The 26,174-nt window shown below is 66.6% G+C and carries 27 protein-coding genes; 7 read left to right on the forward strand and 20 right to left on the reverse strand.

Annotated elements, in window-relative coordinates:
- Positions 1–56: 56 nt before the first annotated feature.
- Positions 57–608 (forward strand): LOG family protein, encoded by a 552-nt coding sequence (locus ABD923_RS06120; protein ID WP_259546111.1) that lies wholly within the window; start codon positions 57–59, stop codon positions 606–608.
- Here the strand turns inward: ABD923_RS06120 and rarD are convergent.
- From rarD to ABD923_RS06170, 10 genes are all read right to left on the reverse strand, one after another.
- On the reverse strand, positions 577–1,500 hold the full coding sequence (gene rarD / locus ABD923_RS06125; protein ID WP_259546110.1) for an EamA family transporter RarD: 924 nt from the start codon (positions 1,498–1,500) through the stop codon (positions 577–579). The genes ABD923_RS06120 and rarD overlap by 32 nt on opposite strands.
- 57 nt (positions 1,501–1,557) lie before the next feature.
- Positions 1,558–2,064 carry a baeRF12 domain-containing protein gene (locus ABD923_RS06130; RefSeq protein ID WP_259546108.1) on the reverse strand — a complete coding sequence of 169 codons (507 nt, stop codon included), beginning with the start codon at positions 2,062–2,064 and terminating at the stop codon, positions 1,558–1,560.
- Positions 2,064–2,294 carry a hypothetical protein gene (locus ABD923_RS06135; protein WP_259546107.1) on the reverse strand — a complete coding sequence of 77 codons (231 nt, stop codon included), beginning with the start codon at positions 2,292–2,294 and terminating at the stop codon, positions 2,064–2,066. Before ABD923_RS06135 ends, ABD923_RS06130 begins: the two co-directional genes overlap by 1 nt.
- A 134-nt stretch (positions 2,295–2,428) precedes the next feature.
- A complete protein-coding gene (locus ABD923_RS06140; RefSeq protein WP_259546105.1) occupies positions 2,429–3,037 on the reverse strand; it encodes a superoxide dismutase in 609 nt (202 codons plus the stop codon).
- Positions 3,038–3,150: 113 nt separating this feature from the next.
- Positions 3,151–3,564: a hypothetical protein gene (locus ABD923_RS06145; RefSeq protein ID WP_259546104.1), complete on the reverse strand. Its 414-nt coding sequence runs from the start codon at positions 3,562–3,564 to the stop codon at positions 3,151–3,153.
- Positions 3,565–3,611: 47 nt separating this feature from the next.
- A complete protein-coding gene (locus ABD923_RS06150; protein ID WP_259546103.1) occupies positions 3,612–4,178 on the reverse strand; it encodes a sarcosine oxidase subunit gamma in 567 nt (188 codons plus the stop codon).
- The gene (locus ABD923_RS06155; RefSeq protein ID WP_259546102.1) at positions 4,171–7,185 is read right to left on the reverse strand and encodes a sarcosine oxidase subunit alpha family protein; all 3,015 of its coding nucleotides are present in this window, start codon (positions 7,183–7,185) and stop codon (positions 4,171–4,173) included. Before ABD923_RS06155 ends, ABD923_RS06150 begins: the two co-directional genes overlap by 8 nt.
- Positions 7,182–7,502, reverse strand: coding sequence for a sarcosine oxidase subunit delta (locus tag ABD923_RS06160; RefSeq protein ID WP_259546101.1), 321 nt, complete (start codon positions 7,500–7,502; stop codon positions 7,182–7,184). Before ABD923_RS06160 ends, ABD923_RS06155 begins: the two co-directional genes overlap by 4 nt.
- On the reverse strand, positions 7,489–7,941 hold the full coding sequence (locus tag ABD923_RS06165; RefSeq protein WP_259546100.1) for an HD domain-containing protein: 453 nt from the start codon (positions 7,939–7,941) through the stop codon (positions 7,489–7,491). Before ABD923_RS06165 ends, ABD923_RS06160 begins: the two co-directional genes overlap by 14 nt.
- Positions 7,938–8,660 carry a glycosyltransferase family 32 protein gene (locus tag ABD923_RS06170; protein WP_259546099.1) on the reverse strand — a complete coding sequence of 241 codons (723 nt, stop codon included), beginning with the start codon at positions 8,658–8,660 and terminating at the stop codon, positions 7,938–7,940. The genes ABD923_RS06165 and ABD923_RS06170 overlap by 4 nt, the downstream gene beginning before the upstream one ends.
- A gap of 65 nt (positions 8,661–8,725) precedes the next feature.
- Between ABD923_RS06170 and ABD923_RS06175 the strand changes: the two genes are divergently transcribed.
- Positions 8,726–8,902: a hypothetical protein gene (locus ABD923_RS06175; protein ID WP_259546098.1), complete on the forward strand. Its 177-nt coding sequence runs from the start codon at positions 8,726–8,728 to the stop codon at positions 8,900–8,902.
- A 65-nt stretch (positions 8,903–8,967) separates the two neighbouring features.
- On the opposite strand, the gene ABD923_RS06180 is transcribed toward ABD923_RS06175, so the two are convergent.
- Positions 8,968–10,212, reverse strand: a complete 1,245-nt coding sequence (locus tag ABD923_RS06180; RefSeq protein WP_259546096.1) for a sarcosine oxidase subunit beta family protein — start codon at positions 10,210–10,212, stop codon at positions 8,968–8,970.
- Between the two features lie 202 nt (positions 10,213–10,414).
- On the opposite strand from ABD923_RS06180, the gene ccmI reads away from it, so the two are divergent.
- Genes ccmI through ABD923_RS06195 form a run of 3 tightly spaced genes read left to right on the forward strand, consistent with a single transcriptional unit; the run spans position 10,415 to position 12,472 of the window.
- Positions 10,415–11,716, forward strand: coding sequence for a c-type cytochrome biogenesis protein CcmI (gene ccmI / locus ABD923_RS06185; RefSeq protein ID WP_259546095.1), 1,302 nt, complete (start codon positions 10,415–10,417; stop codon positions 11,714–11,716).
- The gene (gene ruvX / locus ABD923_RS06190) at positions 11,713–12,195 is read left to right on the forward strand and encodes a Holliday junction resolvase RuvX (RefSeq protein WP_259546093.1); all 483 of its coding nucleotides are present in this window, start codon (positions 11,713–11,715) and stop codon (positions 12,193–12,195) included. Before ccmI ends, ruvX begins: the two co-directional genes overlap by 4 nt.
- 4 nt (positions 12,196–12,199) lie before the next feature.
- On the forward strand, positions 12,200–12,472 hold the full coding sequence (locus ABD923_RS06195) for a DUF1289 domain-containing protein (RefSeq protein ID WP_259546092.1): 273 nt from the start codon (positions 12,200–12,202) through the stop codon (positions 12,470–12,472).
- A 12-nt stretch (positions 12,473–12,484) separates the two neighbouring features.
- Here the strand turns inward: ABD923_RS06195 and ABD923_RS06200 are convergent, their stop codons facing one another.
- From ABD923_RS06200 to ABD923_RS06230, 7 genes are all read right to left on the reverse strand, one after another.
- Positions 12,485–13,309, reverse strand: coding sequence for a sulfite exporter TauE/SafE family protein (locus ABD923_RS06200; RefSeq protein ID WP_259546091.1), 825 nt, complete (start codon positions 13,307–13,309; stop codon positions 12,485–12,487).
- Between the two features lie 60 nt (positions 13,310–13,369).
- Positions 13,370–14,128, reverse strand: a complete 759-nt coding sequence (locus tag ABD923_RS06205; RefSeq protein ID WP_259546090.1) for a sulfite exporter TauE/SafE family protein — start codon at positions 14,126–14,128, stop codon at positions 13,370–13,372.
- Positions 14,129–14,140: 12 nt separating this feature from the next.
- Positions 14,141–15,115 carry a D-2-hydroxyacid dehydrogenase family protein gene (locus ABD923_RS06210; RefSeq protein WP_259546089.1) on the reverse strand — a complete coding sequence of 325 codons (975 nt, stop codon included), beginning with the start codon at positions 15,113–15,115 and terminating at the stop codon, positions 14,141–14,143.
- Positions 15,116–15,127: 12 nt separating this feature from the next.
- Positions 15,128–16,774, reverse strand: coding sequence for a thiamine pyrophosphate-binding protein (locus ABD923_RS06215; RefSeq protein ID WP_345229435.1), 1,647 nt, complete (start codon positions 16,772–16,774; stop codon positions 15,128–15,130).
- The gene (locus ABD923_RS06220; RefSeq protein ID WP_259546087.1) at positions 16,771–17,859 is read right to left on the reverse strand and encodes a 4-oxalomesaconate tautomerase; all 1,089 of its coding nucleotides are present in this window, start codon (positions 17,857–17,859) and stop codon (positions 16,771–16,773) included. Before ABD923_RS06220 ends, ABD923_RS06215 begins: the two co-directional genes overlap by 4 nt.
- Before the next feature lie 7 nt (positions 17,860–17,866).
- The gene (locus ABD923_RS06225) at positions 17,867–19,885 is read right to left on the reverse strand and encodes a tripartite tricarboxylate transporter permease (protein WP_259546086.1); all 2,019 of its coding nucleotides are present in this window, start codon (positions 19,883–19,885) and stop codon (positions 17,867–17,869) included.
- A gap of 121 nt (positions 19,886–20,006) precedes the next feature.
- Entirely contained in the window at positions 20,007–21,116 is a 1,110-nt protein-coding gene (locus tag ABD923_RS06230; RefSeq protein WP_259546084.1) for a tripartite tricarboxylate transporter substrate-binding protein, read from the reverse strand.
- Between the two features lie 144 nt (positions 21,117–21,260).
- Here ABD923_RS06230 and ABD923_RS06235 point away from each other — a divergent pair, with 144 nt between their 5' ends.
- The gene (locus ABD923_RS06235; protein ID WP_259546082.1) at positions 21,261–21,944 is read left to right on the forward strand and encodes a response regulator transcription factor; all 684 of its coding nucleotides are present in this window, start codon (positions 21,261–21,263) and stop codon (positions 21,942–21,944) included.
- Positions 21,941–23,317, forward strand: coding sequence for a sensor histidine kinase (locus ABD923_RS06240; RefSeq protein WP_259546080.1), 1,377 nt, complete (start codon positions 21,941–21,943; stop codon positions 23,315–23,317). The genes ABD923_RS06235 and ABD923_RS06240 overlap by 4 nt, the downstream gene beginning before the upstream one ends.
- Here the strand turns inward: ABD923_RS06240 and ABD923_RS06245 are convergent.
- Together ABD923_RS06245 and ABD923_RS06250 are read right to left on the reverse strand one after the other, a co-directional pair.
- Positions 23,299–25,089, reverse strand: a complete 1,791-nt coding sequence (locus tag ABD923_RS06245; protein ID WP_259546079.1) for a gamma-glutamyltransferase family protein — start codon at positions 25,087–25,089, stop codon at positions 23,299–23,301. The genes ABD923_RS06240 and ABD923_RS06245 overlap by 19 nt on opposite strands.
- Positions 25,086–26,165, reverse strand: a complete 1,080-nt coding sequence (locus tag ABD923_RS06250; RefSeq protein WP_259546078.1) for an AbrB family transcriptional regulator — start codon at positions 26,163–26,165, stop codon at positions 25,086–25,088. The genes ABD923_RS06245 and ABD923_RS06250 overlap by 4 nt, the downstream gene beginning before the upstream one ends.
- Positions 26,166–26,174: the final 9 nt, after the last annotated feature.

Consider the following 26,174-nt stretch of genomic DNA (forward strand, 5'->3'; position numbering starts at 1 on the left):
GCCCCTCGCTTCGGGGATATCAGGTCTTAAAATCCCCTCGATTTCAAGGTGCCGCCATGTCGAGCTTTTCCGTCTGTGTCTATTGTGGCTCGCGGGTCGGTCGAAACCCCGCCTACCTGGAGGCCGCGACCGAGCTGGGCGCAGCCCTGGCCGAGTCCGGCTACCGGTTGGTCTATGGCGCGGGCGATGTCGGCCTGATGGGCGCGGTGGCCCGCGCCGCGCAACAGGCGGGCGGCGAAACCTTCGGCGTGATCCCCACGCATTTGCTGGACCTGGAGGTTGGCAAGCGGGATCTGACCAGCTTCATCGTGACCGAGACGATGCACGAGCGCAAAAAGGTCATGTTCATGAACTCGGACGCGATCGTCATGCTGCCCGGCGGGGCCGGAAGCCTCGACGAGTTCTTCGAGGTTCTGACGTGGCGGCAGCTTGGCCTGCATGACAAGTCGTTGATCCTGCTGGGCACGGAAGGCTATTGGCAGCCGCTGCTCGACCTGGTGGCGCATGTGGTCCGCGAAGGGTTCGCCGACGCCTCGCTGCTGGAGTTCTACAAGACCGTGCCGGACATCCCGTCGCTCATGTCGGAGCTTTCGGGTGCTTTGAGCTGAACGTCGCCCAGGAATAGATCGCCAGGGCGACCCAGATCATGGGGAAGGCGATCATGTGCCAGGGCGTCACGACCTCGCCCAGGATCAGGGCGGCGACACCGAATTGCAGGGTCGGGTTGAGGTATTGCACCAGCCCCACCGTCGCCATGGCGACACGCTTGGTGGCGTAGGAAAACAGGATCAGCGGCGTCGCCGTCATCGGGCCGGACGCGATCAGCAGGAGGCTGGTGCCGATGTCATGGCCGAAATGGCCGGCCTCCGCCCCCAGCCAGATCAGGTAGACGGTCGCGATGGGGACAAGGATCAGCACCTCGGCTGTGACCGACACGACCGGCCCGGCCTGCACCCAGCGTTTCAGAAGCCCGTAGATCCCGAAGGTCACCGCCAGCGTCAGGGAAATCCACGGCGCGGCCCCAAGGCCGATGGTCAGCGTGATGACCGCCGCGGCGGCAATCGCAACGGCGAGGAGTTGCGCGCGGCCCAACCCCTCGCGCAACACGGTGGCCCCCAGCAGGACGGCCACGAGCGGGAAGATATAGTAGCCGAGCGAGGCCTCGACCGTGCGCCCGGCCTGAATGGCGAAGATGAACAGGAACCAGTTGACCGAGATCATCGCCGAGGCGGCCAGAACGGCCAGAAAGCCCCGTGCGGAGCCCAGGGCCCTCGGCACCTCCCGCAAGCGGCCTTGGAGCGCCAGCATGCCTGCGAAAACGATCAGCGACCACGCCGTGCGATGGGCCAGGACCTCGGCAGGCGGCACATCGGATAAAAGCGCGTAGAACAGCGGCGACAGGCCCCAGATCGTGCAGGCCATGACAAGCGCCAAGACGCCTTTCATGGCGTCGCGCAGCAACGGGCTTGATTGTGCCAGGGGGGGCCGAACCTCGGTCATGGGATCGGCTTTTCACGCGGGCAGGCCGGGGTCAATCCCCGCCCTGCCCCGAGGCTGTCAGTCGTCGGTCAGATGGTCGGCGATCCGCTTGGCCATCTCGTCGATGGGATGATTGGTCAGCGTGAGGGCGACCTCGCCCACGAGTTTGTCGGCGACCTCCTTGTGCATCTTGTCCCGCAACTCGCCCAATACCTTGGGGCTGGCCGCGATGATAAGGCGCTTGAACCCGTTGGCATGGGCGCGCTTGTAGAGCATCTCGGCCAGATCGTCGGCAAAACGCATCTGTTCCAGATGGTGCCAGTCGGTCTGCTCCACCGCCGAGCGGTGCACGTTGGGACCATCGTTGAACCGGCCCGGCCTGTCGGTGCCCTGCTGTGCGGTCTTGGGGTTGTCCTGCTCCTTCTCGCGCCGGACCTCCAGTTGCGGATAATCCGCGTCACCAATGTTTTCGAGAAACAGGGCCTTCTCGCCATCGGCGACCAGAACCCACGTGCCGTTGGTCAGCGGTGAGGGGTTCTTGCGCACCTGATCGACCGGGGTGGGCGTCATGGACGGGTCTGCCATCATTTGTTCCTTTCGCCGAGATTGTCGGTGCCGGGGCGGTCTTCGTCGGACTTGGTGACACGCGTGGCGCCAAAACGCCCGTCATGATCGCGCTTCATCTCGTCCTTCGTGGCGGTCTTGCGGGCAAGATCCCCGCCATCGCGCCCCTGAAAGGCCGGGGCCTTTTCGACGGTGCCGATGATCTCGCGGGTCTCGCTGCGACCGTCCCTGGATTTCACGCGCTCTGCCATGGGGTCCTCCTTGTGTGTTCAAGGAAAAAACGCAGGCCCGCCCGGGTTTGTTCCAGTTTACCACGTGGAAAGACCGATCCCGAAACGAAAAAAGGCCCGCCGGAGCGGGCCTTTCGAAACATGTCGGTCGCGGATCAGGCCGCGGCGAGGCGCGCGGCCACGTTTTCCCAGTTCACCAGCTTGTCGAGGAAGTTCGACAGGTAGGCGGGACGCTTGTTGCGGAAGTCGATGTAGTAGGAGTGCTCCCACACGTCGCAGCCCAGAAGCGCCGTCTGCCCAAAGCAGAGCGGGTTCACGCCGTTCTCGGTCTTGGTGACCTTGAGGCTTCCATCGGTGTCCTTGACCAGCCAGCACCAGCCCGAGCCGAACTGGCCCGCGCCCGCGGCGGCGAAGTCTTCCTTGAACTTGTCGACCGAGCCGAAGCTTTCGGTGATGGCCGCTTCCAGCTCGCCGGGCATGCCGGTCTGGCCGGGGCCCATCATTTCCCAGAACTGGACGTGGTTCCAATGCTGCGAGGCGTTGTTGAAGATCCCGTTCTGGGCCACGGCGCCGGCCTGGTAGGTGCCGGTGATGATCTCTTCGACCGGCTTGCCTTCCCACTCGGTGCCCGCGATCAGCTTGTTGCCGTTGTCGACATAGGCCTTGTGGTGCAGGTCGTGGTGGTATTCCAGCGTCTCGGCGGACATGCCGAGATCGGCCAGCGCGTCATGGGCGTAAGGAAGATCGGGAAGTTCAAAAGCCATCGTGGCCCCCTGTTCTGCGGTTTTCAGTTGGCCTTGAGATGGTAGTCGGGATGGGGTTTCGTCAACCCCAAGGCACGCGCAGGACTAGGAAAACTCGTGCGCAGATGAAGAGATCACCCTCCGAGCGGTGCACAGCTGCCGACGGACCGCACACGCCCATACGCGTCCCAGGAGCGAATTGCGACCTCGAACGTGTTGGTCCCCGTGCGGTGAATGATCTGGTAGTACAAGCTGATGGTGTCGCCGTTGCGCAGATCAAGGTCACCCGGCGTATAATTGATCCTGTTGACCCCGCCCGAGCCACGCACCGGCACCTGCCGGGATATACGCTCCCCACCGAACCACGGGTGTGTGACGGTGACCGTGTCGCCCGCGTACTGGAGCAGGAATTGCGGCGGGATGAATGTTTGCTCCGGCTCGCTGTCGCGAACGGGTTGGCAGAGGAACTGCTGCGCCGACGCAGAGGCCCCGATCGTTGCCGCCAGAACCAGACCGAATCCCAAGCTTGTCAGGTACTTGTTACGCATACAGGCTACCTCCCCGAAGGCAGAGCCTATCGGACAAGCTCTGGCTGTCAATGATAACCCACCGCGGCGTCTGAGCGCGCCGACAGGACCAACAGATCGAAGACATACCGCGCGACCGAGCGGAAGCAGATCACGCGGACCGTGTCCTCGCCCGTCATCCAGAAGGCGCCCGCGACCTGTGCCAGCCGCGTGCGGCGCATCTCGCCCGGTCCGAAGACCTCGCGCGACAGGTCGGCGGGGCTGACCTTGGCCAGCACGTCGCGCCATCCCGCGCCCGCGACCTCGAACACCGCGCGGGCGTCCGAGACGTTGAGCGCGAGGTGATGCGCCGTGCCCATCTGCGCGGAGATCTGCGCGGCCATCCCGGTCGCGGCGTCATGCGGGCAGATGACCAGCAATTCGTCGGGCGACATCCACGCCACGCTGACCTCGCCCTCGGTCACCACGGCGCGCTGCCCCGGCAGGTCGCAGCTGGTGGCCGCCTTGATCGCCGCTGCCGTGTCTTGGGCCGACAGATCGCCCCGGAAGGTGACCATGCCCACCAGTCCCGCTTCGCGAACCGTGACGAGGCCCTGCGCCGCGGCCCCCGGAAGTGCGCTTGCCAGATCAGACATTCTGCTTCTCCCCCTCGGGATCATAGAACACGGGGCTGACGATCCGCGCCTTCACGGTGCGATCCCCGGTCGTGTTGAACTCCAGCACCTCGCCCATGCGGTCAGGGCCGTTCAGGACCAAGCCCATGGCGATGCCCTTGTCCAATGTCGGCGAGTAATAGGTCGAGGTCACACGCCCTTGCGTGTTGCCCTGCCCGTTCGCGTTCTCACCCTCGGCCATGGCGTAGCTGCCATCGGGCAGGACCGAGCCGTCGAGCGTCTCCAGCCCCACCAGTTTCCAGCGGGCGGGGTCGGTCATGTGGCTGCGTTGCTGGCCGCGCTTGCCAAGGAAATCGTCCTTTTTCTTGGAGATCGCCCAGTCGAGGCCAAGGTCCTGCGGAATGACGGTGCCGTCGGTTTCATCGCCGATCATGATGAAGCCCTTCTCGGCCCGCATCACGTGCAGCGCCTCGGTGCCGTAGGGGGTCGCGTCGAACTCAGCCCCGGCCTCCAGCAGCGCATCCCAAAGCGCGCGGCCCTGGCTGGCAGGCACCGCGACCTCGAAGGACAATTCCCCCGAGAAGGAGATGCGGAAGACGCGGGCGTCGAACGCGCCCAGTTTCCCATCGGCCCAAGACATGAAGGGCAGCGCGTCTTTCGACAGGTCGATGTCACCGCCCAGCTTTTGCAGCAGCTTCCGGGCGTTCGGGCCGACCACGGCAACCTGCGCCCATTGCTCGGTCACGTTGGCGGTATAGACCTTCCAGTCCCACCATTCGCATTGCAGCCAATCTTCCATATGGGCGTGGATCGACTCGGCCCCGCCGGTGGTGGTGTGGCAAAGGAAGGTGTCCTCATCCAGCCGCGCCACGACACCGTCATCCATCAGAAACCCGTTTTCCGAGCACATCAGGCCATAGCGGCATTTGCCCGGTTTCAGCGTGCTCATCATGTTGGTGTAGAGCATGTCCATGAACCGGCCCGCATCCGGCCCCTTGACGATGATCTTGCCAAGGGTCGAGGCATCGAGCAGGCCAAGCGAATTGCGCGTCGCCGTGATCTCGCGATTGACGGCCTGGCGGTGGCTTTCGCCGTCGCGCGGGAAGCAGTAGGGACGGCGCCACTGGCCGACCGGTTCCCAATGCGCGCCGTTGGCCTCGTGCCAGTCCTGCATCGGTGTGCGGCGCAGCGGCTGGAACACGTCGCCGCGCGCCTCGCCCGCGATCGCGCCCATGGAAATGGGCGTGTAGGGCGGGCGGAACGTGGTGGTTCCGACCTGCGGGATGGCCGCGTTCAACTCGCCTGCCAGGATGGCCAGCCCGTTGATATTGCTCAGCTTGCCCTGATCCGTGGCCATGCCGAGCGTGGTGTAGCGCTTGGTATGTTCGACGCTTTCATACCCCTCGCGCGCGGCCAGTTGCACGTCCGACACCTTGACGTCGTTCTGGAAGTCGAGCCACATCTTGGCGCGCTTCTTGGGGCCTGCGCCCTGCGGCATCATCCAGACCGGGGCGAGCGGCGCCTCGTCTGGGGCATCGGTCCTTGCGACGGGCGCGTCAGCCGCCGTCTTGCCGATCTGCCCGAGCATCCTGCGCGTGGCGGCGCTGGCATTCGGCAGCACATCGGCGGCGTGCAGCGCGCCGTCCGACGACCCAACACAGGTGACGAACCCCGCGCCGTCATGGCTGGTGGGCGGGCGGGCATGATCGGGGCGGAAGAAGGCCCCGGCCTCGTCCCAATTCAGCTTGCCGCCGCAATGGGACCAGAGGTGGACGACAGGCGACCAGCCGCCCGACATGGCGACGGCATCGCACACGACCTCTTCGATCACGGCCCCCTCGCCCGCCTGTCGGCAAAGCTTTACCGCCACGACACCGCGCAGGCCCTTCACGCCCGCGATCCCCATGCCGGTCTTGACCTCGATCCCCAGCGCGCGCGCCTGATCCGGCAAGGCGCCGTTCGCTTCGGGGCGGGCATCGACGATACAGGGCACGTCGAGCCCCGCCTGCCTGATCGCGATGGCGGTGCGGTAGGCGTCGTCATTGTTGGTCACGACAACGGTGCGGTCGCCCGCGCTGACACCCCAGTTGACGATGTAGTCACGCATGGCGCTGGCCAGCATGACGCCCGGCTTGTCATTGCCGGGAAAGCTCAGCGGGCGCTCCAGCGCGCCGGTGGCCGAGATCACCTGTTTCGTTCGGACACGCCACAGGCGGTGGCGCGGCGCGGCGGCCTCGGGGGTGTGGTCGGCCACGCGCTCGTAGGCGATGACATAGCCGTGGTCATAGACGCCCGCGACCATGGTGCGGGGCCGGATATGCACGTTGTCCATGCCCTCAAGCACGGACAGCGCCGCTGCGACCCAATCCTCGGCCGGTTTGCCGTCGATGCGCACGCCATCGACGGGCGCGCGACCACCGAAATGCGCGGTCTGCTCGCACAGCAGCACCTTGGCCCCGGCGCGCCCGGCTTCGAGCGCGGCTTGCAGCCCGGCAATCCCGCCGCCCGCGACCACCACGTCGACATGGGCGTAGAAATGCTCGTAGCGGTCGGCGTCGCGCTCCTTGGGCACCTTGCCGAGGCCCGCGGACTGGCGAATGACCGGCTCGAACACGTGCTTCCAGAAGGGGCGCGGATGGATGAAGGTCTTGTAGTAGAAGCCCGCCGGCAGGAAGCGCGACAGCGCCGCGTTCACCTCGCCGATATCCCAGTCGAGGCTGGGCCAGTGGTTCTGGCTTTCGGCGGTCAGACCGTCGAACAGCTCGGTCGTGGTGGCGCGCTGGTTCGGCTCGAACTTCGCGCCCTTGCCCAGGCCCATCAGCGCGTTCGGCTCTTCCGCGCCCGAGGTCATGACCCCGCGCGGGCGGTGATACTTGAAGGACCGGCCCATGATCGTCTGGCCATTGGCCAGAAGTGCGGAGGCGAGCGTGTCGCCCTCGACCCCCTTGAAGGACTTGCCGTTGAAGGTGAACTTGACCTGGCGGCTGCGGTCGATCAGACGGCCGCCGGTGGAAAGACGGGTGCTCATGCCTGGCTCCAGTCGGGTCGTTTGGCGCGGATGGCGTCGATGATGTGCTCGGGCGGTTCGGTGGTCTGGGCCGAATAGGTGCCGAACACCTCGAGCGTGGCGGTGTCGCGCGCGGCGAGGAACCACTTGCCACAGCCATGGGCGTGGCGCCAGCGCTCGAAATGCACGCCCTTGGGGTTGGGGCGCAGGAAGAGATACTCCTCGAACGCCTCGTCCGTGCTGCCGGGGCCGAAGCGTTTCAGATGCGCCTCGCCGCCGGGTGTCAGCTCGGTTTCATCGGCTTTCACGCCGCAATACGGGCATTCAAGAAGCAGCATCGGATGCCTCCGCAAGCTTGGTCAGAAGGGTTCGGGCGGCCGCGTATTTCTCGGTCAGGCGCGCGCGCTCGGCCGGGTCCAACGCGGCAAGGCGCGCGGGGTCGGCATTATCGGCCAGGTCGGCCAGCTTGACCTCGCGGCTGATCGGGTTGGCGGCGACGCGCGCAAGGTAGGTGTCGTAGCCCTCGCCCGGACGCTTGGTGATCGCCTCAACCGCTGCGCAGATATCCGGCGGGAACTTGGCCGCGAGGTCCTCGGCCGTCGTGCCGGTATCTTCGAGGACATCATGAAGCAACGCCACGACGCGCGCGTCGCGATCCGTGAGACTGGCCGAAACCCGCACGAGATGCGTGATATAGGGGCTTCCAGCCTTGTCCACCTGCCCCTCATGGGCGTGAAAGGCCATCTCGAAAGCCTCTCCAAGATAGGATTTCATCATTGCATCACCTCGTTACTCTGAGGCAGCGCGGCCACCAGCGCCGCCAGCGTTTCCTCATGCGTCGAATGCCGTGGCGCCGCGCCATAGCGACCCAGCGTCGTGCCCCAGTGATGTTCGGCATAGACCTTGCCGGGGCCGTCATAGCGCGGCTTGTCCTTGTGTTTCGGAATGAACGTGTAGGCCTCGAAGATCTTGAGCTGGGTCATCCAGTCCCGACGGGTATCGAGCAGATTGCGCAGAAACAGGTTACCGACCGAGATCCACGGCTGTTGCGCCGTCTCGGGGGCCCGCGCGTACAGGTCGTACAGGACATCCAACGTCAGGGTCAGCGTGTCGGTTCCGGGCGCCGAGGCGAGGTAGGGCGTCATCCGGCAACCTTTCTTGGGATAGGTCTCGAAACAGGTATAGGTGATGGGTCGGGTGAACAGCTCGTCGCATGGATGCAGGCACTCGAAATCGGCGCCGGGAATGAACCCGCCCTGCTCAAACAGGATCTCGTAGCGCATCAGGTCGGCCACGCCCTCGAGCCGCCCACGTTTGAAGTATTCCGTGATCAGCGCCTGATTGCGCCAGCGCCGCCCGGTCAGATAGGCATTGTCATAACGCACGTAATCCCAGTCCGGGTGCTTGTCGCGCCAGGTCTGCATCCAGTGCTCGGGCGCGGGACGGTCGCCGATCCAGATATGCCCAAGGCGCTTGGGAATGGCGACGCTGCTCATGCCGTGCCCCCGCACTGCGCGCCGATACCGCTGACCGGCGCAACCAAACCTGCTATCGTCACGTTATGAGAGACGCTGCCGAGCTCACCTTCTGGGATTTCTGGCCGTTCTACGTGATCGGCGCAATGGCGATTTTCGCAGTGATCGTCGTTTTTCGCGGCCTGAACCGGCGCCCGGATTCCAGCGACAACAGCGCCGCTGGCGGCGGCTCCGACTTCATGGGCAAGGGCGGGCGCTGGTAAGGCACCATGCCGCGCGGCCACCTGCGTGCCCCGCTGCATCCCCACGATATGCGCGACGCCCTGCATCAATGCGCGACCCCCGCGGCGACGGATTCGTCGATGAACCGGCCTTCGCGGAAGCGGGTCAGCGAAAATTCCTCGGCCAGCGGCGAGTGTCCCTTGGCCATCAACTCGGCCATGGCCCAGCCCGAGCCGGGGATCGCCTTGAACCCGCCCGTGCCCCAGCCGCAGTTGATGAAGCAGTTTTCGACCGGCGTGGTCGAGATGATGGGCGAGCGGTCACCCGTCATGTCCACGATCCCGCCCCACCAGCGCAACATCTTGAGGCGGCTGATGATCGGGAAGGTCTCGACCAGCGCGCGCACGGTTTCCTCGACATGGTGGAAGCTGCCGCGCTGCGTGTAGTTGTTATAGCCATCCGCGCCGCCGCCGATAACCATCTCGCCCTTGTCGGACTGGCTCATGTAGCCATGCACGGTGTTGGCCATGACGACCACGTCCATGCAGGGCTTGATCGGTTCGCTGACCAGCGCCTGCAGGGCGACCGACTCGATCGGCAGGCGGAAGCCCGCCATCTCGGCCAGCACGCCCGAATGACCGGCGACGACGATGCCCAGCTTGGTGCAGCCGATGAACCCCTTGGTCGTCTCGACACCGGTGACCTTGCCGCCGTCGCGGCGCACGCCCGTCACCTCGGTCTGCTGGATGATGTCCATGCCCATGTCGGAACAAGCCCGCGCATAGCCCCAGGCGACGGCATCGTGGCGCGCGGTGCCGCCCCGCGCCTGCCAGAGCGCGCCAAGCACCGGGTAGCGCGGCCCGTCGAGATTGATGATCGGGCAGAGCTCCTTGACCTTTTTCGGGCCGATGAATTCCGTCTCGATCCCTTGCAGCTTGTTGGCATGGGCCGTGCGCTGCCAGCCGCGCAGCTCGTGCTCGGTCTGGGCCAGCATCATCACGCCGCGCGGGCTGAACATGATGTTGTAGTTCAGGTCCTGGCTCAGGGTTTCGTAAAGGCTCCGCGCCTTTTCGAAGATCGCGGCCGAGGGATCCTGAAGGTAGTTCGAGCGGATGATCGTGGTGTTGCGGCCCGTGTTGCCGCCGCCAAGCCAGCCCTTCTCGATCACCGCGACATTGCGGATGCCGTGATTGCGCCCGAGGTAGTACGCGGTCGCCAGGCCATGCCCGCCGGCCCCCACGATGATGGCATCGTAAGACTTTTTCGGCGCAGGGCTTTTCCACGCGCGTTCCCAGCCCTGGTGGTGGCGGGCGGCTTCGCGGGCGATGGCAAAAGCGGAATAACGGCGCATCGGCGACCTCCTCAGACTCTCGCCCCCGTTTGCGGCAGGCTGGCGCGATTTAGGATACTCTTCCCGACACCTCTTCTGCAAAATGCGACCCCGCTTCAAGTTGTCCCGGTGCAAGGGGCCACCCGTGCGCCTTTGACGGGTTTTCGTACGGGCAATGGCAGCTTACATGGAGGGCACGACCGGACAAGGGAGAGAGACCCAAATGATATTCTGGATCGCGGCCGGCGTTGTCTCGCTGCTGGTAGCCCTGATCATCCTGATGGCGTATCTGCGCCCGCGCGAAGCCGCGACGCCCGCAGCCACCTATGACCTCCGCGTCTATCGCGATCAGTTGAAAGAGGTCGATCGCGACCTCGACCGTGGCGTGCTGACCGAGGAAGAGGCCGCGCGCGCCCGGACCGAGGTGTCGCGCCGCATCCTGGAGGCCGACAAGGCCCTACAACGCGCGCAGGCGAAAGACGCGGCGGGGCGCGGGGGCCAGTGGCTGATCGCGACCGGCTTGGTGGCCGTGATCGCGGGGGCGGTCGCGCTCTATTACTGGATCGGTGCGCCCGGCTATCCGGACCTGCCGCTGCAAACGCGCATCCAGATGGTCGAGGAAGCCCGCGAAGGCCGCCCGCTTCAGGCGGAAGCCGAGGCGCAGGTCGATATTCGCCAAGGCATGCCGGAACAGCCCGAGCGCGAGGCGCTGGTCGTGCAACTGCGTTCGATCATGGAACAGCGCCCCGATGATGTCGAAGGCTGGACCCTGCTGGCGCAGAACGAGGCGGCACTCGGGAATTTCGTGGCGGCCCATCGCGCCCAGGCCCACCTGATCGGTTTGCTGGGCGAGGACGTGAGCGCGCAGGAATATGTCGACCTGGCCGAGATGATGATCCTCGCGGCGGGCGGCTATGTCTCGCCCGAGGCGGAGGATGCGCTGCTGCGCGCGCTGGAGATGAATTCGCGCAACGGCACGGCGCGCTACTATGCGGGTCTTATGTATGCGCAGCAGGGCCGCCCCGACCTCGCCTATCCGATCTGGCGCAACCTGATGGCCGAAAGCCGCGCCGATGCGCCGTGGCTGGACCCGATCCGCCTGCAGATCGAGGAGGTCGCGGCCCTGGCGGGCGATCCGGTCTCGCTGGCCGAACTGCCCCAGCCGGGGCCGGCTACCACGGATCAGGGCATCATGCCGCCGATGCGCGGTCCGACCGACGAAGATGTCGAGGCCGCCGGCGAGATGACGCCCGAACAGCGCACGCAGATGGTCGAGGGCATGGTCGCCAACCTCTCGGAACGGCTCGCCACCGAAGGCGGCCCGCCCGAGGAATGGGCGCGGCTCATTAACGCCTATCTCGTTCTCGGCCGCGTGGAGCAGGCACGGGCCATTTACTCCGAGGCGACAACGGTTTTCGCCGACGTGCCCGAGGCGATGGCGGTGCTGGAACCGCTCGGCGCGCGCCTGCCCGCGCCCGCCGAAGCCGCGGACGCGCCTGACGGGGCCGATGAGGCCAGCGAGTGATCTTCGACGAGATCGAGGCTTTTGCCGCCGCCCTGCCCGCGCATCGCGGGATCATGGGGCTGGATCTTGGCACCAAGACCATCGGCGTGGCCGTCTCGGACAGGATCCTGTCCGCCGCCACGCCGCTGGAAACCGTGAAGCGCAAGAAATTCACGCTCGACGCCGCGCGCCTCGCCGAACTTGCGCAGGCGCGGGAGATCGGGGGCCTGATCCTTGGCCTGCCGCGCAACATGGACGGCTCCGAGGGGCCGCGGGCGCAATCGACCCGCGCCTTTGCCCGCAATCTCAGCCATTTGCCCGCCTTCGCGGATCTGCCAATCGCCTATTGGGACGAACGGCTGAGCACGGTCGCCGCCGAACGCGCGCTTTTGGAGGCCGACACCACCCGCAAACGCCGCGCCGAGGTGATCGACGCCGTGGCGGCGGGGTATATCCTGCAAGGGGCGCTGGACCGGCTGCGCCATTTGCGCGAAGGATAAGGCCATGAGCGACGGTTTCCCCAAACGGCCCGACACGGACACGATCTGGACGCGACAGGAGGTCGAAAGCCCCTGTGTGAAGATCTGCGTCATTCACCCCGAGGCACGGCTCTGCACGGGCTGTCTGCGCAGCATCGACGAAATCACCCAGTGGACGAAGATGGGCCCCGAGCGGCGCGCCGAGGTGATGGCGGATCTGCCGTCGCGCCGCGCGGCGCTCACCAAGCGGCGCGGCGGGCGGGCCGCCCGGCTGAACCGGGCGGCACGCGCCGACTGAGGCGCCGCGCGGTCAGAGGCCGAACGCCTTGCGCAGCATGTTCAGCGCCATGATCATGATGAAGATCGCGAAAACGCGTTTCAGCGGCTTGGGGTCCATTGCATGGGCGAGTTTCACGCCGAGGGGCGTTGTGACCAGTGTCATGGCGATGACGGCGACGAAGGCCACGAGGTTGACCTGCCCGATGGTGAACGGCGGGCGGTTCGGCCCCTCGCCCTGGATCATCAGGAACCCCAGAACGCTTGGCACCGCGATGATGACGCCAAAGCCCGCCGCCGTCGCCACGGCGCGATGGATGGGCGTGTTGTAAAGCGTCATCAGGGGAACCCCGAAGCTGCCGCCCCCGATGCCCATCAGGACCGACAGGAAACCGACGATGGGCGAGGCGACGGCGCGCCCGACGCCCTTGGGCATCTCCTGTCCCAGGCGCCAATGCTCGCGTCCAAAGGCAAGGTAGAGGCCCACGATCACGCCAAGAACGCCGAAGATCACCATGAGGACTTCGTTGCGCAGGCCCGATGCCGCGACCACCCCGAGCGCCGCACCGATGGCGATGCCCGGACCCCAGCCTTTCAGGATGTCCCAGTCCACCGCACCCTTCTTGTTATGCGACAGGACCGAGCGGAACGAGGTGACGGCGATGGTCGCCAGCGACGTGGCAAGGCAGATCTGCATCAGGTCCGGCCTGACATATCCCAACCCCTCGAACGCAAAGTAAAATGCCGGCACCAGAACGATGCCGCCGCCTACGCCGAGCAGCCCTGCAATCACACCGGCAAATGCGCCGATGGCCAGAACCAGTGCAAGCATCGGCAAGACGTCCGCGAGTTCGGGCATGTCCCCTCCTGTCCCTGTTCGATGGCAGCAGGTAAAGCATGGCGCGGGTGGGTAAAAGGCCTACACGGGAATTTGCGTGACCGCCTGCCAGATGAGGCGCAGCGAGATCAGGATCAGCAGGATATCGAGCACGCGGCGGAACCCGTGATCGGTCATGCGCCCCAGGAAAACCTTGCCGATCGCGGTTCCGGCCAGCCCCGCGAGCGACAGGGCGACGATGACCCAGGCCCAGGCCCCGAAGGCGAAGCCAAGCGCGCCGAACACCACCAGTTTCAGGCCATGCTGCACCGTCATCAGCGCGGCGTGAGTCGCAACATGGCCGTGGCGCGGCAGGATCAGCGACTTGGTATAGCCAGCCACGAAAAGGCCCGTCGCGCCGAAGAACATCGTCAGGAAGGACGAGATCGCCCCCGTCACCAACGGCCAGGCCGACAACCAGCGCGGCGGGCGGGCCAGCACGGTCCAGATCACGAAACAGCCGATGCAAAGCTGGATGACCCAAGGCGGCAGTTCCACCACGACAAGCCCGCCAAGAATGGCCCCCGCGATGGACCCGACCGTGAAGGCCTTGAGCGCCGCCCATTGCACGTGACCCAATAGCAGGCTCATCCGCCCGGCATTCGAGGCCAGCTGCACCGCCCCATGTACAGGGATAAGCGCGGCGGGCGGCACGAGGATCGCCATGACCGCGATCATCAGCGCGCCGCCCCCGATCCCCAGCGCGGCGGTGATGAGCGAGGCGATGAAACTGGTCGCCATCAACACCCAGAAGCCGAGCGCCGAGAGGCCCTCGGGCAAGGTGGTGAGCGCCTCAAGCATGGCCAGAGCGCCTCATCGCCCCTGGGCTTCGGGGTTGATCATGTGGATCGGCTCCCCTGCCGCGAACGCCACGATCTGGTCGTAGATATCGGCAAACTGGGTGTCCAACTCGTCCTCGGTGACGAAGCCGATATGCGGGGTGCCGATGAAATTGGGATGGTTGATCAGCGGATCATCCGGGTCGGTCAGCGGTTCGGTCTCGAAGACATCCACGGCCACGCGTCCGGGGCGGCCAGCCTGAAGCGCCGCCAGAAGCGCCCCCGGCTCAACCAGCCCTGCGCGCGAAGTGTTGATGAAGCTGGCCGTGGGTTTCATCGCGGCCAGATCGGCGGCGGTGATCAAGCCCCGGGTTTCGGGCTTCAGCCGGACATGGACCGAGACGAAATCGCTATCGGCGAAGAAGGCTTCGCGGCTGTCCGCCACGGTCTCGCCATCGGCCCTGGCCCGCGCGCGCCCGCCCTCCGAGGCCCACCAGACGACCTCCATCCCGAAGGCGCGGGCGTATTTCGCGACCTGCCCCGCGATCTTGCCGTAGCCGTATAGCCCCAGCCGTCGCCCGCTCAGCGACTGGCCGACGCCCAACTGCCAGTTGCCAGCCTTGAGCGAGGCCATCTGTTGCGGGATCTGACGCGCGGAGGCGAGGATCAGGGCAAAGGTCAGTTCCGCCGCGGCCACGGAAAACCCGCCGCCGCCCATCTTGGAACAGAGCAGCACACCGTTGCGGGTGCAGCCCTCCACATCGACATGCGGATAGACCGAGCGCTGCGAGATCAGTTGCAGCTTCGGCAGACGGTCGAGCAGCGCACCGGTGATCGCGGTACGTTCGCGGAACAGGACCAGGGCCTCGGCCTCGGCCAGACGCTCGGCGAGCGTGTCGATATCCTCGGTGTGATCGGTCCAGACCGTCACGTCGTGACCATCGAGCTTGGCGAAACTGGGCAGGGTTCGCAGGGTGTCGAACCAATCGTCGAGGATATGGACCTTCATCTTCGTCTCTCTTCAGTGACCTTTGGGAGGATGCGCGCGGGCGATGAGCGGCGAATAGACCTTGTCCGAGACCGGCACATCCCAGACGGCAGCCCCGCCTGTCTGCGCGAATTTTTCGACCAGATCGGGGATCGCGGCAAGGTCGGTGATCGTCTCGCCCCCCATCCCGAAGCCGCGCGCGACGGCGGCAAGGTCGGGACGGCCGAACACGGCGCCCTCGTCGGACAGGCCCTCGGCGCGCAGCTTGTGGATTTCCGAGCCATAGGCGCCGTCATTCATCACGATGGTCAGGATGTTCAGGCCATGGCGGGCGATGGTCTCCAACTCCTGGATGTGCATGAGCAGGCTGCCATCGCCATCGAACAGCACCACCGTGTCGCCGCGGCAAGCGACGGCGGTGCCCATGGCGAAGGAGATGCCGTTGCCGATGGCGCCGAACTCCCGGATCGTGAGGAACTTCTCCTGCGGGCGGGCGGGCATATGCGCAAAGAAGAAGGAACAATGGCCGGAGGAGTTCACCATTTGCCAGTCCCTGGGCAGCGCGGCGTCGAGGGCGGCGACCACGGCGCGCGGGTCATGCAGGCCCGGCTCGATCTCGAAGGCGGTGCTGTCAGGCGACGCGGTGGCGATGCGCTCGGCCATCTCGTCGCTGCGCCACTCCGCCGGTCTGGCGGCCAGTGCTACGCACAGCGCCTCGACCCCCAACTTTGCATCGGCGCGCAGATGCGCGTCGGCAGCCACGCGGCCCTGCGACAGGCTGATCGGGTCGGTGTCGATCTGAAGCACGCGGGCCTTGGGCCAGAGGGTGCCGCCATCGGCATTGTGCCGCGCCAGCGAACAGCCCACCGCAATCACCAGATCGGCCTCGGCGAAGCAGTCGCGGGCGACCTCGTGGCTGAACCCGCCCGCGACGTTCAGGTTGAACGGATCGTCATGGAAGAGGCCCCGCGCAGGCAGGGTCGTGGCCAGCAGCGCATCGGTTTTCTCGGCCAGCATCCGGCAGGCTGCGCCAGCCTCGGCCTCGACCGCGCCCATGCCGGCCATCACGACGATGCGCTTTGCGCCCGACACAAGCGCCGCCGCGCGCGCGATATCGTCGGGATGCGGCGGCATCGGCGACACGATGGGTGCGATCTCGGACGAGGGGGGCGGCAGGTCCCCTGCCCCGGTCCAGTCGCGGTTCTGGAGGTCGAAGGGAATGCCCAGCACGACCGGGCGACGTTCCCGTGCCGCCTGGGCGAAGGCGTCGCGGATCGCGACGGGCATCCGGTCAGGCCAGTGGAGGCTGTGATAGGCGGCCCCCGTGGCAGTGACGAAGGGCGCTTGATCGATCGCCTGGTTGTACCAACCGGATTTCAGGGGCGCTTCGCCCGCCAGCACGACGAGCGGCAAGCGCGCCCGCACGGCGGCGGGCAGCGCGGTCATCACCTGCGTCAGGCCCGGCCCGCAGGTCACCGTGGCAAAGCCCGTTTCCCCGGTCTTGCGCGCATAGGCCATGGCGGCGGCGACGGCGCAGTGTTCGTGGCGCACGTAGATCATCCGCGTGCCGGCCCCGGCCAGTCGGGTCGCGAAATTCATGTTGGCATCGCCCAGAAGCGCGAAGCAGTCGCGCACGCCCTCTTGCGCGACGGATTTTGCGATCACGTCAAAGGTTTTCACGACGCAGGCCCCATCAGGTCCGGATCGACCATCACCTCGCCCCGCGCGATCAGGCGCGCGGTGCGGATCAGGCCCGCCGATTGGAAGCTGGGGCCATCGCCATAGGTCAGGGTGACTTCCATCTCGCCCATCGGGTGTTCGATCAGAACGCGCGCGGGCGACGGTGGAATGGGTTTCACGACGCCCCCGGCCACCGTCCCCGGCATCAGCGCGCAGGAGGCAAGGCATTGCGAGCCGGTGACCGCAAGGGTCGGGTGCGTGTCCCACGGCATGAAATAGCGCGCCGCGAAATGCCCGTTGCCCTTGGGCGGCGCGATCAGGCCGATCTTGGGCGTGACGGATTTGGTCACATCGCCCATCCCCATCATCTCGCCGGCCTTGAGGCGGATCGCCTCCATCCGCGCGAAGAGGTCCTTGTTCTCGTTCAGCGCCTCGACCGTCTCGTAACCGGTCACCCCGAAATCCGCCGCCCTGGCGATCATCATCGGCATGGCGACGTCGATGCAGGTCACCTCCATCCCGTCGATCACGTCGATGCGGTTGCCGGTCGGAAACATCGCCCCGGTCTTGGAGCCGACCACGCCGAGGAAGTTCAGCCCCACGGGCGCCGCCGTGCCCGGCACACCATCGAGCGCGACATCGCCGCGATACTCGACCTGTCCGCCCGGTGTCTGCACCAATGCCTCGACCGTCGCGCCGGTGTTGACCGCACGGATGCGTACCGGGGTTTCGCCGTCCCGCGCCTCGACCAGCCCCATCTCGATGGCCGCCGGTCCGACGCCCACGAGGATGTTGCCGCAGGTCGGCCCATAATCGACAAGCTCTTCCTCGACCGCGACCTGGGCGAAGAAATAGTCCACGTCGATGCCCGGCTCTTCCGATTTCGACAGCATGGCGGTCTTGGTGGTCACCGCCACGCCGCCGCCGAGACCGTCGATATTGCGCGGGTTGCCCGCACCGACCACCTGGCACAGCACCTTGGCCAGCTGGTCCAGATCCTCGGGCAGATCCGCGCGCCGGAAATAGGGTCCGCGCGATGTGCCGCCACGCAGAAACCAGAAGGGAACGGGGGTTTGCGTCGTCATGGAAACCTCAGGTGAAGGGCCAGGGGAGATCGAAGAATTCCTGCAACAGGCCAGCCGGGAAATCGCGGCCAAGCGTGCCTGCAAGGATCAGCATCAGGGCGATCCCGGCCCCGGTCAGGATCAGGGTCTGGCCCCAGCCGATGCGCGCCCGAATGCGCAGGAAGGTCAGAAGGAAGATCGCCAGCGCGATGATGAAGCCGAAAAGCGCCGAGAGCCCGAGCAGCATCGCGAACCAGCCAAGCGTGGCCCATAGGCCATGCGGGGCCGAGCCATCCTCGCCGCCCTGCTCGTTATCGGCAAAGAGCGCATGGGTTTCGGGCGCCCGGCGCATCTGCAAGAGCAGCAGAAGCGCACCGATCAACGTTATGGTGCCGACCGTCAGCGGGAACACCTTGTCGCCGGTGTAGCGGATCGTGAACGCGTCCCAGAGCGCGACCGCGACATAGACCGTCAGCGCCGCCAGGAAGATCACCGGGGCGCGTTTTGCACCGGTGGGAGGCTGGTCATTGCCCAACACGTGCTTGCCCTGCTTGATGCCGATGAAGATCGAAACCGCGGTCAGGGCGAGGATCGACAGGACCAGGGGCGAGGCAATGTAGTCCAGCATCCCCTCCATCCCCGAAGAGCGCAGGCGCGCGCCGGCGATCTGGTAGACCTGGTTGGCGAAGGCCTCGGCCTGGTGCGACAGCACGAAGCCGATCAGGAAGGCCGGGCGCGAGAACTCGAACCGGCGCAGCAGGATGCCCAGCATGCCGATGCCCATCAGCGCCACCAGGTCCCCGAGGGACTGGCGCGACTGGAAGGCCGCGAAGGCGATGATCATGAACAGGAACGGCGCGACCAGCGTGAAGCGGATCGTCGTCAGCTTGGCGATCTGGTTGGACAGCAGGATGCACAGGCCCGCGCCCACGACGTTCGCGAGGGCCAGCGACCAGACGATCGTATAGGTGATATCGAGATTGTGGCGCACCATGTGCGGGCCGGGATCGTACCCCAGAAGCGCGATGCCGCCGAGAAACACCGCCATGGATCCCGAACCGGGAATGCCGAAGATCAGCGTCGGCACGAGGCCCCCGCCCTCCTTGGCGTTGTTCGAGCTTTCGGGGCCGACGACGCCGCGGATGTCGCCCTTGCCGAATTGCGACTTGTCCTTGGAGGATTGCACGGTGAAGCCATAGGCGATCCAGTCGACGACCGAACCGCCGAGGCCCGGGATCACGCCCACCAGCACGCCGATGGCCGAGCACCGGACCGACAGCCACTTGTTGGCCCACCAATCGCGGATGCCATGCAGCCAGCCCTTGCCGAGGTCCCCCGACTCCGAGATGGCGCGGTCCTGGCGCAACAGGGCCACGATCTCGGGGATGGCAAAGATGCCAAGGCCCACGATCACCAGGCTGAACCCGTCGAGGAGGTAGGGAATATCGTAGGAGGCCATGCGCAGCGACCCGCCCGCCCCGGCCTCGCCCACCGTGCCGAGCATCAGGCCAAGGCCCGCGGCGACGATCCCTTTCAGCGGGATGCGCCCGGCGAGGATGGCCACCATCGACAGCCCCAGAAGCGTCACGGCAAGCATCGCCGGGATTTCGAAGGCGAGGATCAGGGGCCGCGCGATCAGGATGAAGGCGGTCAGGACGATCGCCCCGAGGATGCCGCCGAAGAGCGAGGATATGAACGCCGCCGACAGCGCACGGGCCGCCTCGCCCTTTTTCGACAAGGGAAAGCCGTCCAGCACCGTCGCCTGGCTCGCCGTCGATCCGGGGATGCCGAGCAGCACACTCGCAAAGGTGTCTGATGTCGGCACCACCGCGATCAAGCCGACCATCAGCGCAAGGCCAGAGACCGGGTCCATCCCGAAGATGAAGGGCAGCACAAGGCTGAGGCCCGCGATGCCGCCAAGGCCGGGAAACACGCCCACGGACAGGCCCAGCAGAACGCCCAGCACGAGGAACGCCAATTGTTGCGGTTGGAAGATCAGAACAAGCGCATCACTCAGCGCCGGTCCCGCCGTGGCGAGCAGCTCCATCACGAACATCCTTGATCAGGGTCGACCCGGGGGTCAGCAGGTTGGCAGGGCACGCAGGCCCGTCCCACCGAAAGAAGGTCGGCCCGCGCGATGGTCGCGCGGGCCGGAAGGGAAAAACACGTCAGTCGAGGGTGACGCCGTAGCTTTCCTCGAGCCAGTTGATGACGAACTCGCGGGCGCTGTCATCAACCTGCGTGCCAAGGCGGAAGGCCGCCTGCGCCGCCGCACCCGTCATCTGCGGATAATCGCCGAGCGTGGTTTCCGCCATTTCCGCGAAATCCGGACGCGCGATGATCTCGTTCAGCGCATCGGTATAGGCATCGACGATGGCCTGATCCGTGCTGCCGGGCAGGAAGATCATCTTCTGAGCCGGGAAACCGGCGGTGAAGAACGCCACCCAGGCATCCCATGCGGGGCCTTCGGTTTCGCAAGCCGGCGTCGCCTCGCAGACCTCGGCGAAGGTCGGGATGTCGGGGAAGGTCGGATCGCGGACGATGTTGCCATCGTCATCCAGCGCGCCCCAGGTCATCATCGGCACGGCCATGCCGGCCTCGACCATCGGCATCACGGACCGCAGGTAGGCCGACGAGGTCTGGTAGTCGATATTGGCCTCGCCGCGCTCGAACATCAGGCGCCCGTCGCCGCGGCCCTCGATCCCGAAGACGGGCTCGACATTCATGCCCAGCATTTCCCAGGCCAGGTTGGCCACGAGGTCGAGGCGGGTCGCCCCCTGGCTGCCCCAGATAAAGTCGGTGTCCTGCAGACCGGTGGCATCCAGCCCGTCCATCAGGCCGGCCAGTTCGTCGGGCAGGTAGGCCACGCCGCCGGTGCCCGAGACGAGTACGACCTGCCAGTCGTTGTACTCGTAGCGCACGCGCGGATCGCCCAGCAGGTAGGGGAACTGCGTCGAGCCCGAGGTGCCGAAGATCAGCGTGCCGTCATCGGTGGTCTGTTCCTGGAACCAGTTGGCGCCGCTGGTCGAGCCCGCACCCGGACGGTAGCGCACGACCACCGTCGGGTTGCCCGGCAGGGCTTCGCTCAGAAGCGGCGCAAAGAAATTCGCCCAACGGGCCGACCCGCCCGACTCCGAGAACGGGATCACGAATTCAACGGTCTCGCCTTCGAAGCTGACACCGCCATGGGCCTCGGCAAAGGCGGTGCCCGTCATCGCGGTGCTGGCGGCCAGCATGGCCACCGCGCCGGCGATCCGGCGCGTGGTGGAAATAGTCATTCAGTAGTCCTCCCAGTTACAGCCGGGGGCTCCCTCCAGCGGCATCGGGACGAACGCCCGCTACCGTCAAACCCGGCTTGATGCGGGAACCCTGACCTGCCAACCTTGCGCGAAGCTTTCGCCGCGTTAAGGAAACTGCCACCCATGCGGATCGTACTTATTGAAGACAATCAAAGCCTTGCGAAGGGGATCACCTACAGGTTGCAGGATTTAGGTCATGCAATCGACGTGATTTCCGACGGTTTGGCGGCGGATGAGTTCCTGCGCGGCGGTGGCGGAGAGTTGGTGATTCTGGATATCAACCTGCCCCGCATGGACGGGCTTTCGATCCTGCGCGCGATGCGCGCGCGCGGCGATGGGCGACCGGTTCTGCTGCTGACCGCGCGGTCGGAAACCCATGACCGGGTCGAGGGGCTGGACGCGGGCGCGGACGATTACCTCGTCAAACCCTTCGCCATGGCCGAGCTGGAGGCCCGGGTGCGGGCGCTCTCGCGGCGGTTGGATCGCAACCACCGCCCCGCCCTGCGCCTTGGCCCCCTCAGCCTGGATCTCGACGGGCGGGAGGTGGCGATCGCGGGCGAGATCCATGCCCTGCCCCGCCGCGAGATCAGTGTGCTAGAATCGCTGTTGCTGGCCGAAGGGCGGATCGTGCCGAAAAATGACCTGCTCGACCACGTCTACGGGACCGGCGCGGATGTTGAGGAAAGCGCGATCGAGGTCCATATCTCGCGGCTGCGGAAGCGGCTGAAACCCCATGGCGTGACGATCCGGGTGCGTCGCGGGCTGGGCTATGCCATCGGGCTGGTCGAGGATACGGCGACCCCATGAAAAGCCGGTCGCTGCGTCTGCGCCTGACGCTCATCATCCTGTTGCCCCTCATGGCGCTCGGCGCCGCGATTGGCATCTGGCAGATCGAGCAGTCGCGCCAGACGGCCAAGGATGTGTTCGACCGCTCGCTTCTGACAACGGCGCTGGCCATCGTGGGCGATGTGGCGCGCTCGGGCGGCGACGCGATTTCCATCGAAACGCGCGACCTGCTGTCCGACACCTCGGGCGGGCCGGTGTTTTACCACGTCTATGCGCCCGACGGGGTCTATGTGACCGGATATGCCAGCCCGCCGGTCCCGCATAGCGAGATCAGGCCGGCCGACGGGATCCAGTATTTCGACTCCGTTGATAACGGAAGCCCCGTGCGGGGGCTGCGCCTCGCGGACCTTGCCACGCTGGACGGGATCTCGGGGACCTATACCTACACGGTCTGGCAGGAGGTAGCGGTGCGCGACGCGTTCCAGGCCCAGTTGATCTGGGGCACCATCGTGATCCTTGGCCTGATCCTCGGGGCGCTGGCGCTGGTGGTCTGGTTCGGCGTGGTGATCGGCTTGCGGCCGCTGGTCGATCTGGAAGACGCGATTTCGCGGCGCGGGCTGGATGACCTCAGCCCCATCCAACGCGCCGTGCCGGAAGAGGTGCAGGGCCTTGTCCGACGCCTGAATGCCCTGTTCGGGCAGGTGACGCACGCCATGGAGGCCCAACGCACCCTGATTTCCAACGCCGCGCACCAGTTGCGAAACCCGATTGCCGGGATGCTGGCGATGGCCGAGGCCGTGCGGTCGGCCCCCGATGGTGAACGCGCCCGTGAACGCGCCGAGGACCTCGTCCTGTCGGCGCAACACGCCAGCGATCTGGCCAACCGCCTTCTGACGCTGGAACGCGTGCAATCGGATGCCGCCCCGCTGGATCTCGACGACGTCTCCCTGCCCAATCTTGTGCAGACGGTATTCCGCCCGCACGAGGCCGAGGCCGCGCGCCTTGGTGTGTCGCTTGGGTGCGATCTGCCCGAGGATCTGCCGCCCATCCCCGCCGACCGCGTCTTGTTGGGCGAGGCCCTGACCAACCTGATCGACAACGCGCTCAAGCACGGCGGCGCGGGCCTCAGCCGTGTCGACGTGTCCGCCACCACGACGCGCGGGCGCGTGACGCTCTCGGTGCGCGACGATGGGCGCGGCGTGCCGCGATCCCAGCATGCGGCGGTTTTGGCCCGGTTCGGTCAGGCCGAGGCCGGGGATGGCACGGGGCTTGGGCTGTCCATCGCCGAGGCCGTGGCCGAACGGCATGGTGGCAGGCTGGCCCTGCCCCCGACCGAGCGCGGGCTGACGGTGGACATCACCCTGCCGCTGACGCCTCAGCGCCCCACGGCATAGGCCTGCATCAGCCGCGGGGTCGCCGCGCCCTTGACCACGCCATCGGGGCGGCGGGCCACGGCGCACAAGCGCCCGGCCGCCCAAGGGGCCGAAACCTCCAGCCTGTGACCCAGGGCGCGCAGGCCTTCGATCGTCGCCTCGGGGAAGGCCGGCTCGACCAGCAAATGCCCCGCCTTGGTGCCGCGCGGGTAGAAGCTCGCCTGCAGATGCGCGGTGTGGAACAGCGGGCCGTCGATGGCCTCTTGCAGGTTCATGCCGTTGTGGATCAGCCGCAGAAGGAAGATCGTCTGCCACTGGTCCTGCTGGTCGCCGCCGGGGGTGCCGAAGGCGTAATCCGTGCCGTCCGCGCCCTGCGCCATCGAGGGCGTCAGGGTCGTGCGCGGTCGCGCGCCGGGCATCAGTGAACTGGGCAGGCCCTCGTCCAGCCAGAACATCTGCGCGCGGGTGTTGAGCGGCACGCCGAGGCCGGGAATGACCGGGTTCGACTTGAGCCACCCGCCCGAGGGCGTGGCCGAGACCATGTTGCCCCAGCGGTCGACCACGTCGATATGCACGGTGTCGCCCTTCTGGTTCGTCAGATGCTCCATCGTGGGCTCGCCTGCCCCGATGCCCGCCTCGGGCGTGGCGCGGACGGCGCGGGCGAGGAACGCCTTGGCAAGCGCCTCGTACCCCTCGATCACGCCGGGCCGTTGGTCGAGCGAGGCCTGATCGGTGATGTCGGCGCGGTGCGCGGCGTTATGGTCCGCCGACAAGAGCGTGTCGATGGGAACATCGCTCAGGGCAGGATCGCCGTAATAGGCCTCCCGGTCGGCGAAGGCGCGTTTCAGCGCCTCGGCGATCAGGTGCACCGCCTCGGGGCCGGTCGGATCCATCGCGGCAAGGTCATCCCCGGCCAGCATCTGGAGCACCTGCAGCAGCACCGGCCCTTGCGTCCAGGCCCCGCATTTCCAGACGGTCCAACCCGCGTGATCGACGGCCAGGGGCGCTTCGTAGGTGGCCGCCCAGTCGGCCATGTCCTGCCCGGTCAGCACGCCCTTGCGGCGTTCGCCGGTTGCGTCGATCACGCAGGCGTCTTGCAGATAGGTGTCGATGGCCTCGGCCACGAAGCCCTGCGCATGGGCGCGGCGCGCCGCCTCGATCTGTGCCTCGCGCCCGCCCTCGGCGGCCTCGGCCTCTGCAACGAGGCGCGTCCACATCGCGGCGCAGTCGGGGTTGCGGAACAATTCGCCTGCCTTGGGCGCCTTGCCGCCGGGCAGCCAGACCGGGGCGGAGGTCGGCCATTCCTCGCGGAAGACATCGGCCAGCCCGGCAATGGAGTCCGCGACGGCGGCCAGCATGGGGTGGCCGTGTTCGGCATAGTGGATCGCGGGGGCCAGCACCTCGGACAGAGGCAGGCGGCCATGGTCGCGCAGCATCACCATCCACGCGTCGAACGCGCCCGGCGTCACGGTGGACAGCAACCCCGAGCCGGGAATGATCTCCAACCCCTCGGCGCGGTAGTGGTCGATCGTGGCCCCGGCGGGCGCCACGCCCTGCCCGCAAATGACGATCGGCGTGTCGGCCCCGGCAGGCCGGACCAGGATCGGCACATCGCCAAGGGGGCCGTTCAGATGCGGCTCGACCACGTTCAGGACAAAGCCCGCGGCGACCGCGGCATCGGCGGCGGTGCCGCCCGCCTCCAGCATCTTCATGCCCGCGCTGGATGCCAGCCAATGCGTCGTCGCAACCATGCCGAAGGTGCCCTGCAATTCCGGACGCGTGGTGAATGTCATTGATCCTTCCCCTCCCCTGTCCCTGATTGTCGTTCGCGCAGCCCGATCAGCCGCGCCGCGATGGGCGCGCCCGAGATCACCAGCATCACGCGCGTCAGGTGATGCACGATGACATAGCCCAGATCCGCGCCGACGATAATAGCGAGAACCGTCATTTCCGCCTGCCCGCCCGGCGCGAAGGCAAGGAAGCCCTCGACGCCCGGCGCGAGGCCGAAGAAGACGACGATCTCGGTGAAAACCGCCGCGAGGCCCGCCAGGAGGATCACGAAGACAACCCCGGCGGTCACGTCGCGCCGCAACTCGTGCAGCGTGACGCCGACATAGCCCACGCCGATCCCCAGGCCGATCATGAACTGCGCCGTCAGGATCGCCTCGGCGGGCGGGCGGAAATGGATGACGTCGAGCATGGACAGGATGCCGGTCACGATCATCGGCCCGAGGATGGACGCGCCGAACAGGCCGATCCTCTCGCCCCCCTTCCACCCCAGCAGAGCCGCTCCGACCATGATGAGCATCTCGTGGAGGGGAAGCTCGGCCGCAGGCGCACCGATGGGATTGTCCAGCGTCACCCCGAACCCCTGCGTCAGGATGATGGGCGCGAGCGTCACGATGATCAGCACCCGCGTCGCGTGGATCAGCGAGAGCGCGCGCACATCCCCCCCGGCCTCGGCGCCGAAAATCACCATGTCCTGTAACCCGCCCGGCATGGAGGCATACCAGCTTGTTGCCCAGTCGAAACCATAGACCTTGCGAAAGAACGGAACACCGACCAACCCGATGGCCGTGATGTAGAGCGGGATAAGCGCAACCGAGGCCGCCATTTGCGGCAAGCGCCCGACGACCTCGGGCGTGATCGAGGCACCCACCGCCACGCCGAGGATCGTGCGCGCCCCGACCGAGACCTGGCCCAGCCCTTTCAGCGGCGCGCCGATCAGCGCGCCGACAAGACAGGCCGCCATCGGCCCGAACAGGAATGGCAGGGGCAGCCCGAAAAACCAGAAAGCAAAAGCCCCGACGCCCGCCATGCCCAGTGTCAAAAGACGCCGTTTCAGGATCTTCGTGTCGGGTTGGGGCATGTCGGACCT

Origin of the sequence: [Roseibacterium] beibuensis (assembly GCF_039542305.1) — a bacterium.
GTDB classification, from domain to species: Bacteria; Pseudomonadota; Alphaproteobacteria; order Rhodobacterales; family Rhodobacteraceae; genus Roseibacterium; species Roseibacterium beibuensis.

Excerpts from the sequence above, each read along its gene's own strand:
- ABD923_RS06120 (WP_259546111.1), top strand. The coding sequence starts at position 57 with ATGTCGAGCTTTTCCGTCTGTGTCTATTGTGGCTCGCGGGTCGGTCGA.
- rarD (WP_259546110.1), bottom strand. The coding sequence starts at position 1,500 with ATGACCGAGGTTCGGCCCCCCCTGGCACAATCAAGCCCGTTGCTGCGC.
- ABD923_RS06130 (WP_259546108.1), bottom strand. The coding sequence starts at position 2,064 with ATGGCAGACCCGTCCATGACGCCCACCCCGGTCGATCAGGTGCGCAAG.
- ABD923_RS06135 (WP_259546107.1), bottom strand. The coding sequence starts at position 2,294 with ATGGCAGAGCGCGTGAAATCCAGGGACGGTCGCAGCGAGACCCGCGAG.
- ABD923_RS06140 (WP_259546105.1), bottom strand. The coding sequence starts at position 3,037 with ATGGCTTTTGAACTTCCCGATCTTCCTTACGCCCATGACGCGCTGGCC.
- ABD923_RS06145 (WP_259546104.1), bottom strand. The coding sequence starts at position 3,564 with ATGCGTAACAAGTACCTGACAAGCTTGGGATTCGGTCTGGTTCTGGCG.
- ABD923_RS06150 (WP_259546103.1), bottom strand. The coding sequence starts at position 4,178 with ATGTCTGATCTGGCAAGCGCACTTCCGGGGGCCGCGGCGCAGGGCCTC.
- ABD923_RS06155 (WP_259546102.1), bottom strand. The coding sequence starts at position 7,185 with ATGAGCACCCGTCTTTCCACCGGCGGCCGTCTGATCGACCGCAGCCGC.
- ABD923_RS06160 (WP_259546101.1), bottom strand. The coding sequence starts at position 7,502 with ATGCTGCTTCTTGAATGCCCGTATTGCGGCGTGAAAGCCGATGAAACC.
- ABD923_RS06165 (WP_259546100.1), bottom strand. The coding sequence starts at position 7,941 with ATGATGAAATCCTATCTTGGAGAGGCTTTCGAGATGGCCTTTCACGCC.
- ABD923_RS06170 (WP_259546099.1), bottom strand. The coding sequence starts at position 8,660 with ATGAGCAGCGTCGCCATTCCCAAGCGCCTTGGGCATATCTGGATCGGC.
- ABD923_RS06175 (WP_259546098.1), top strand. The coding sequence starts at position 8,726 with ATGAGAGACGCTGCCGAGCTCACCTTCTGGGATTTCTGGCCGTTCTAC.
- ABD923_RS06180 (WP_259546096.1), bottom strand. The coding sequence starts at position 10,212 with ATGCGCCGTTATTCCGCTTTTGCCATCGCCCGCGAAGCCGCCCGCCAC.
- ccmI (WP_259546095.1), top strand. The coding sequence starts at position 10,415 with ATGATATTCTGGATCGCGGCCGGCGTTGTCTCGCTGCTGGTAGCCCTG.
- ABD923_RS06195 (WP_259546092.1), top strand. The coding sequence starts at position 12,200 with ATGAGCGACGGTTTCCCCAAACGGCCCGACACGGACACGATCTGGACG.
- ABD923_RS06200 (WP_259546091.1), bottom strand. The coding sequence starts at position 13,309 with ATGCCCGAACTCGCGGACGTCTTGCCGATGCTTGCACTGGTTCTGGCC.
- ABD923_RS06205 (WP_259546090.1), bottom strand. The coding sequence starts at position 14,128 with ATGCTTGAGGCGCTCACCACCTTGCCCGAGGGCCTCTCGGCGCTCGGC.
- ABD923_RS06210 (WP_259546089.1), bottom strand. The coding sequence starts at position 15,115 with ATGAAGGTCCATATCCTCGACGATTGGTTCGACACCCTGCGAACCCTG.
- ABD923_RS06220 (WP_259546087.1), bottom strand. The coding sequence starts at position 17,859 with ATGACGACGCAAACCCCCGTTCCCTTCTGGTTTCTGCGTGGCGGCACA.
- ABD923_RS06225 (WP_259546086.1), bottom strand. The coding sequence starts at position 19,885 with ATGGAGCTGCTCGCCACGGCGGGACCGGCGCTGAGTGATGCGCTTGTT.
- ABD923_RS06230 (WP_259546084.1), bottom strand. The coding sequence starts at position 21,116 with ATGACTATTTCCACCACGCGCCGGATCGCCGGCGCGGTGGCCATGCTG.
- ABD923_RS06235 (WP_259546082.1), top strand. The coding sequence starts at position 21,261 with ATGCGGATCGTACTTATTGAAGACAATCAAAGCCTTGCGAAGGGGATC.
- ABD923_RS06240 (WP_259546080.1), top strand. The coding sequence starts at position 21,941 with ATGAAAAGCCGGTCGCTGCGTCTGCGCCTGACGCTCATCATCCTGTTG.
- ABD923_RS06245 (WP_259546079.1), bottom strand. The coding sequence starts at position 25,089 with ATGACATTCACCACGCGTCCGGAATTGCAGGGCACCTTCGGCATGGTT.
- ABD923_RS06250 (WP_259546078.1), bottom strand. The coding sequence starts at position 26,165 with ATGCCCCAACCCGACACGAAGATCCTGAAACGGCGTCTTTTGACACTG.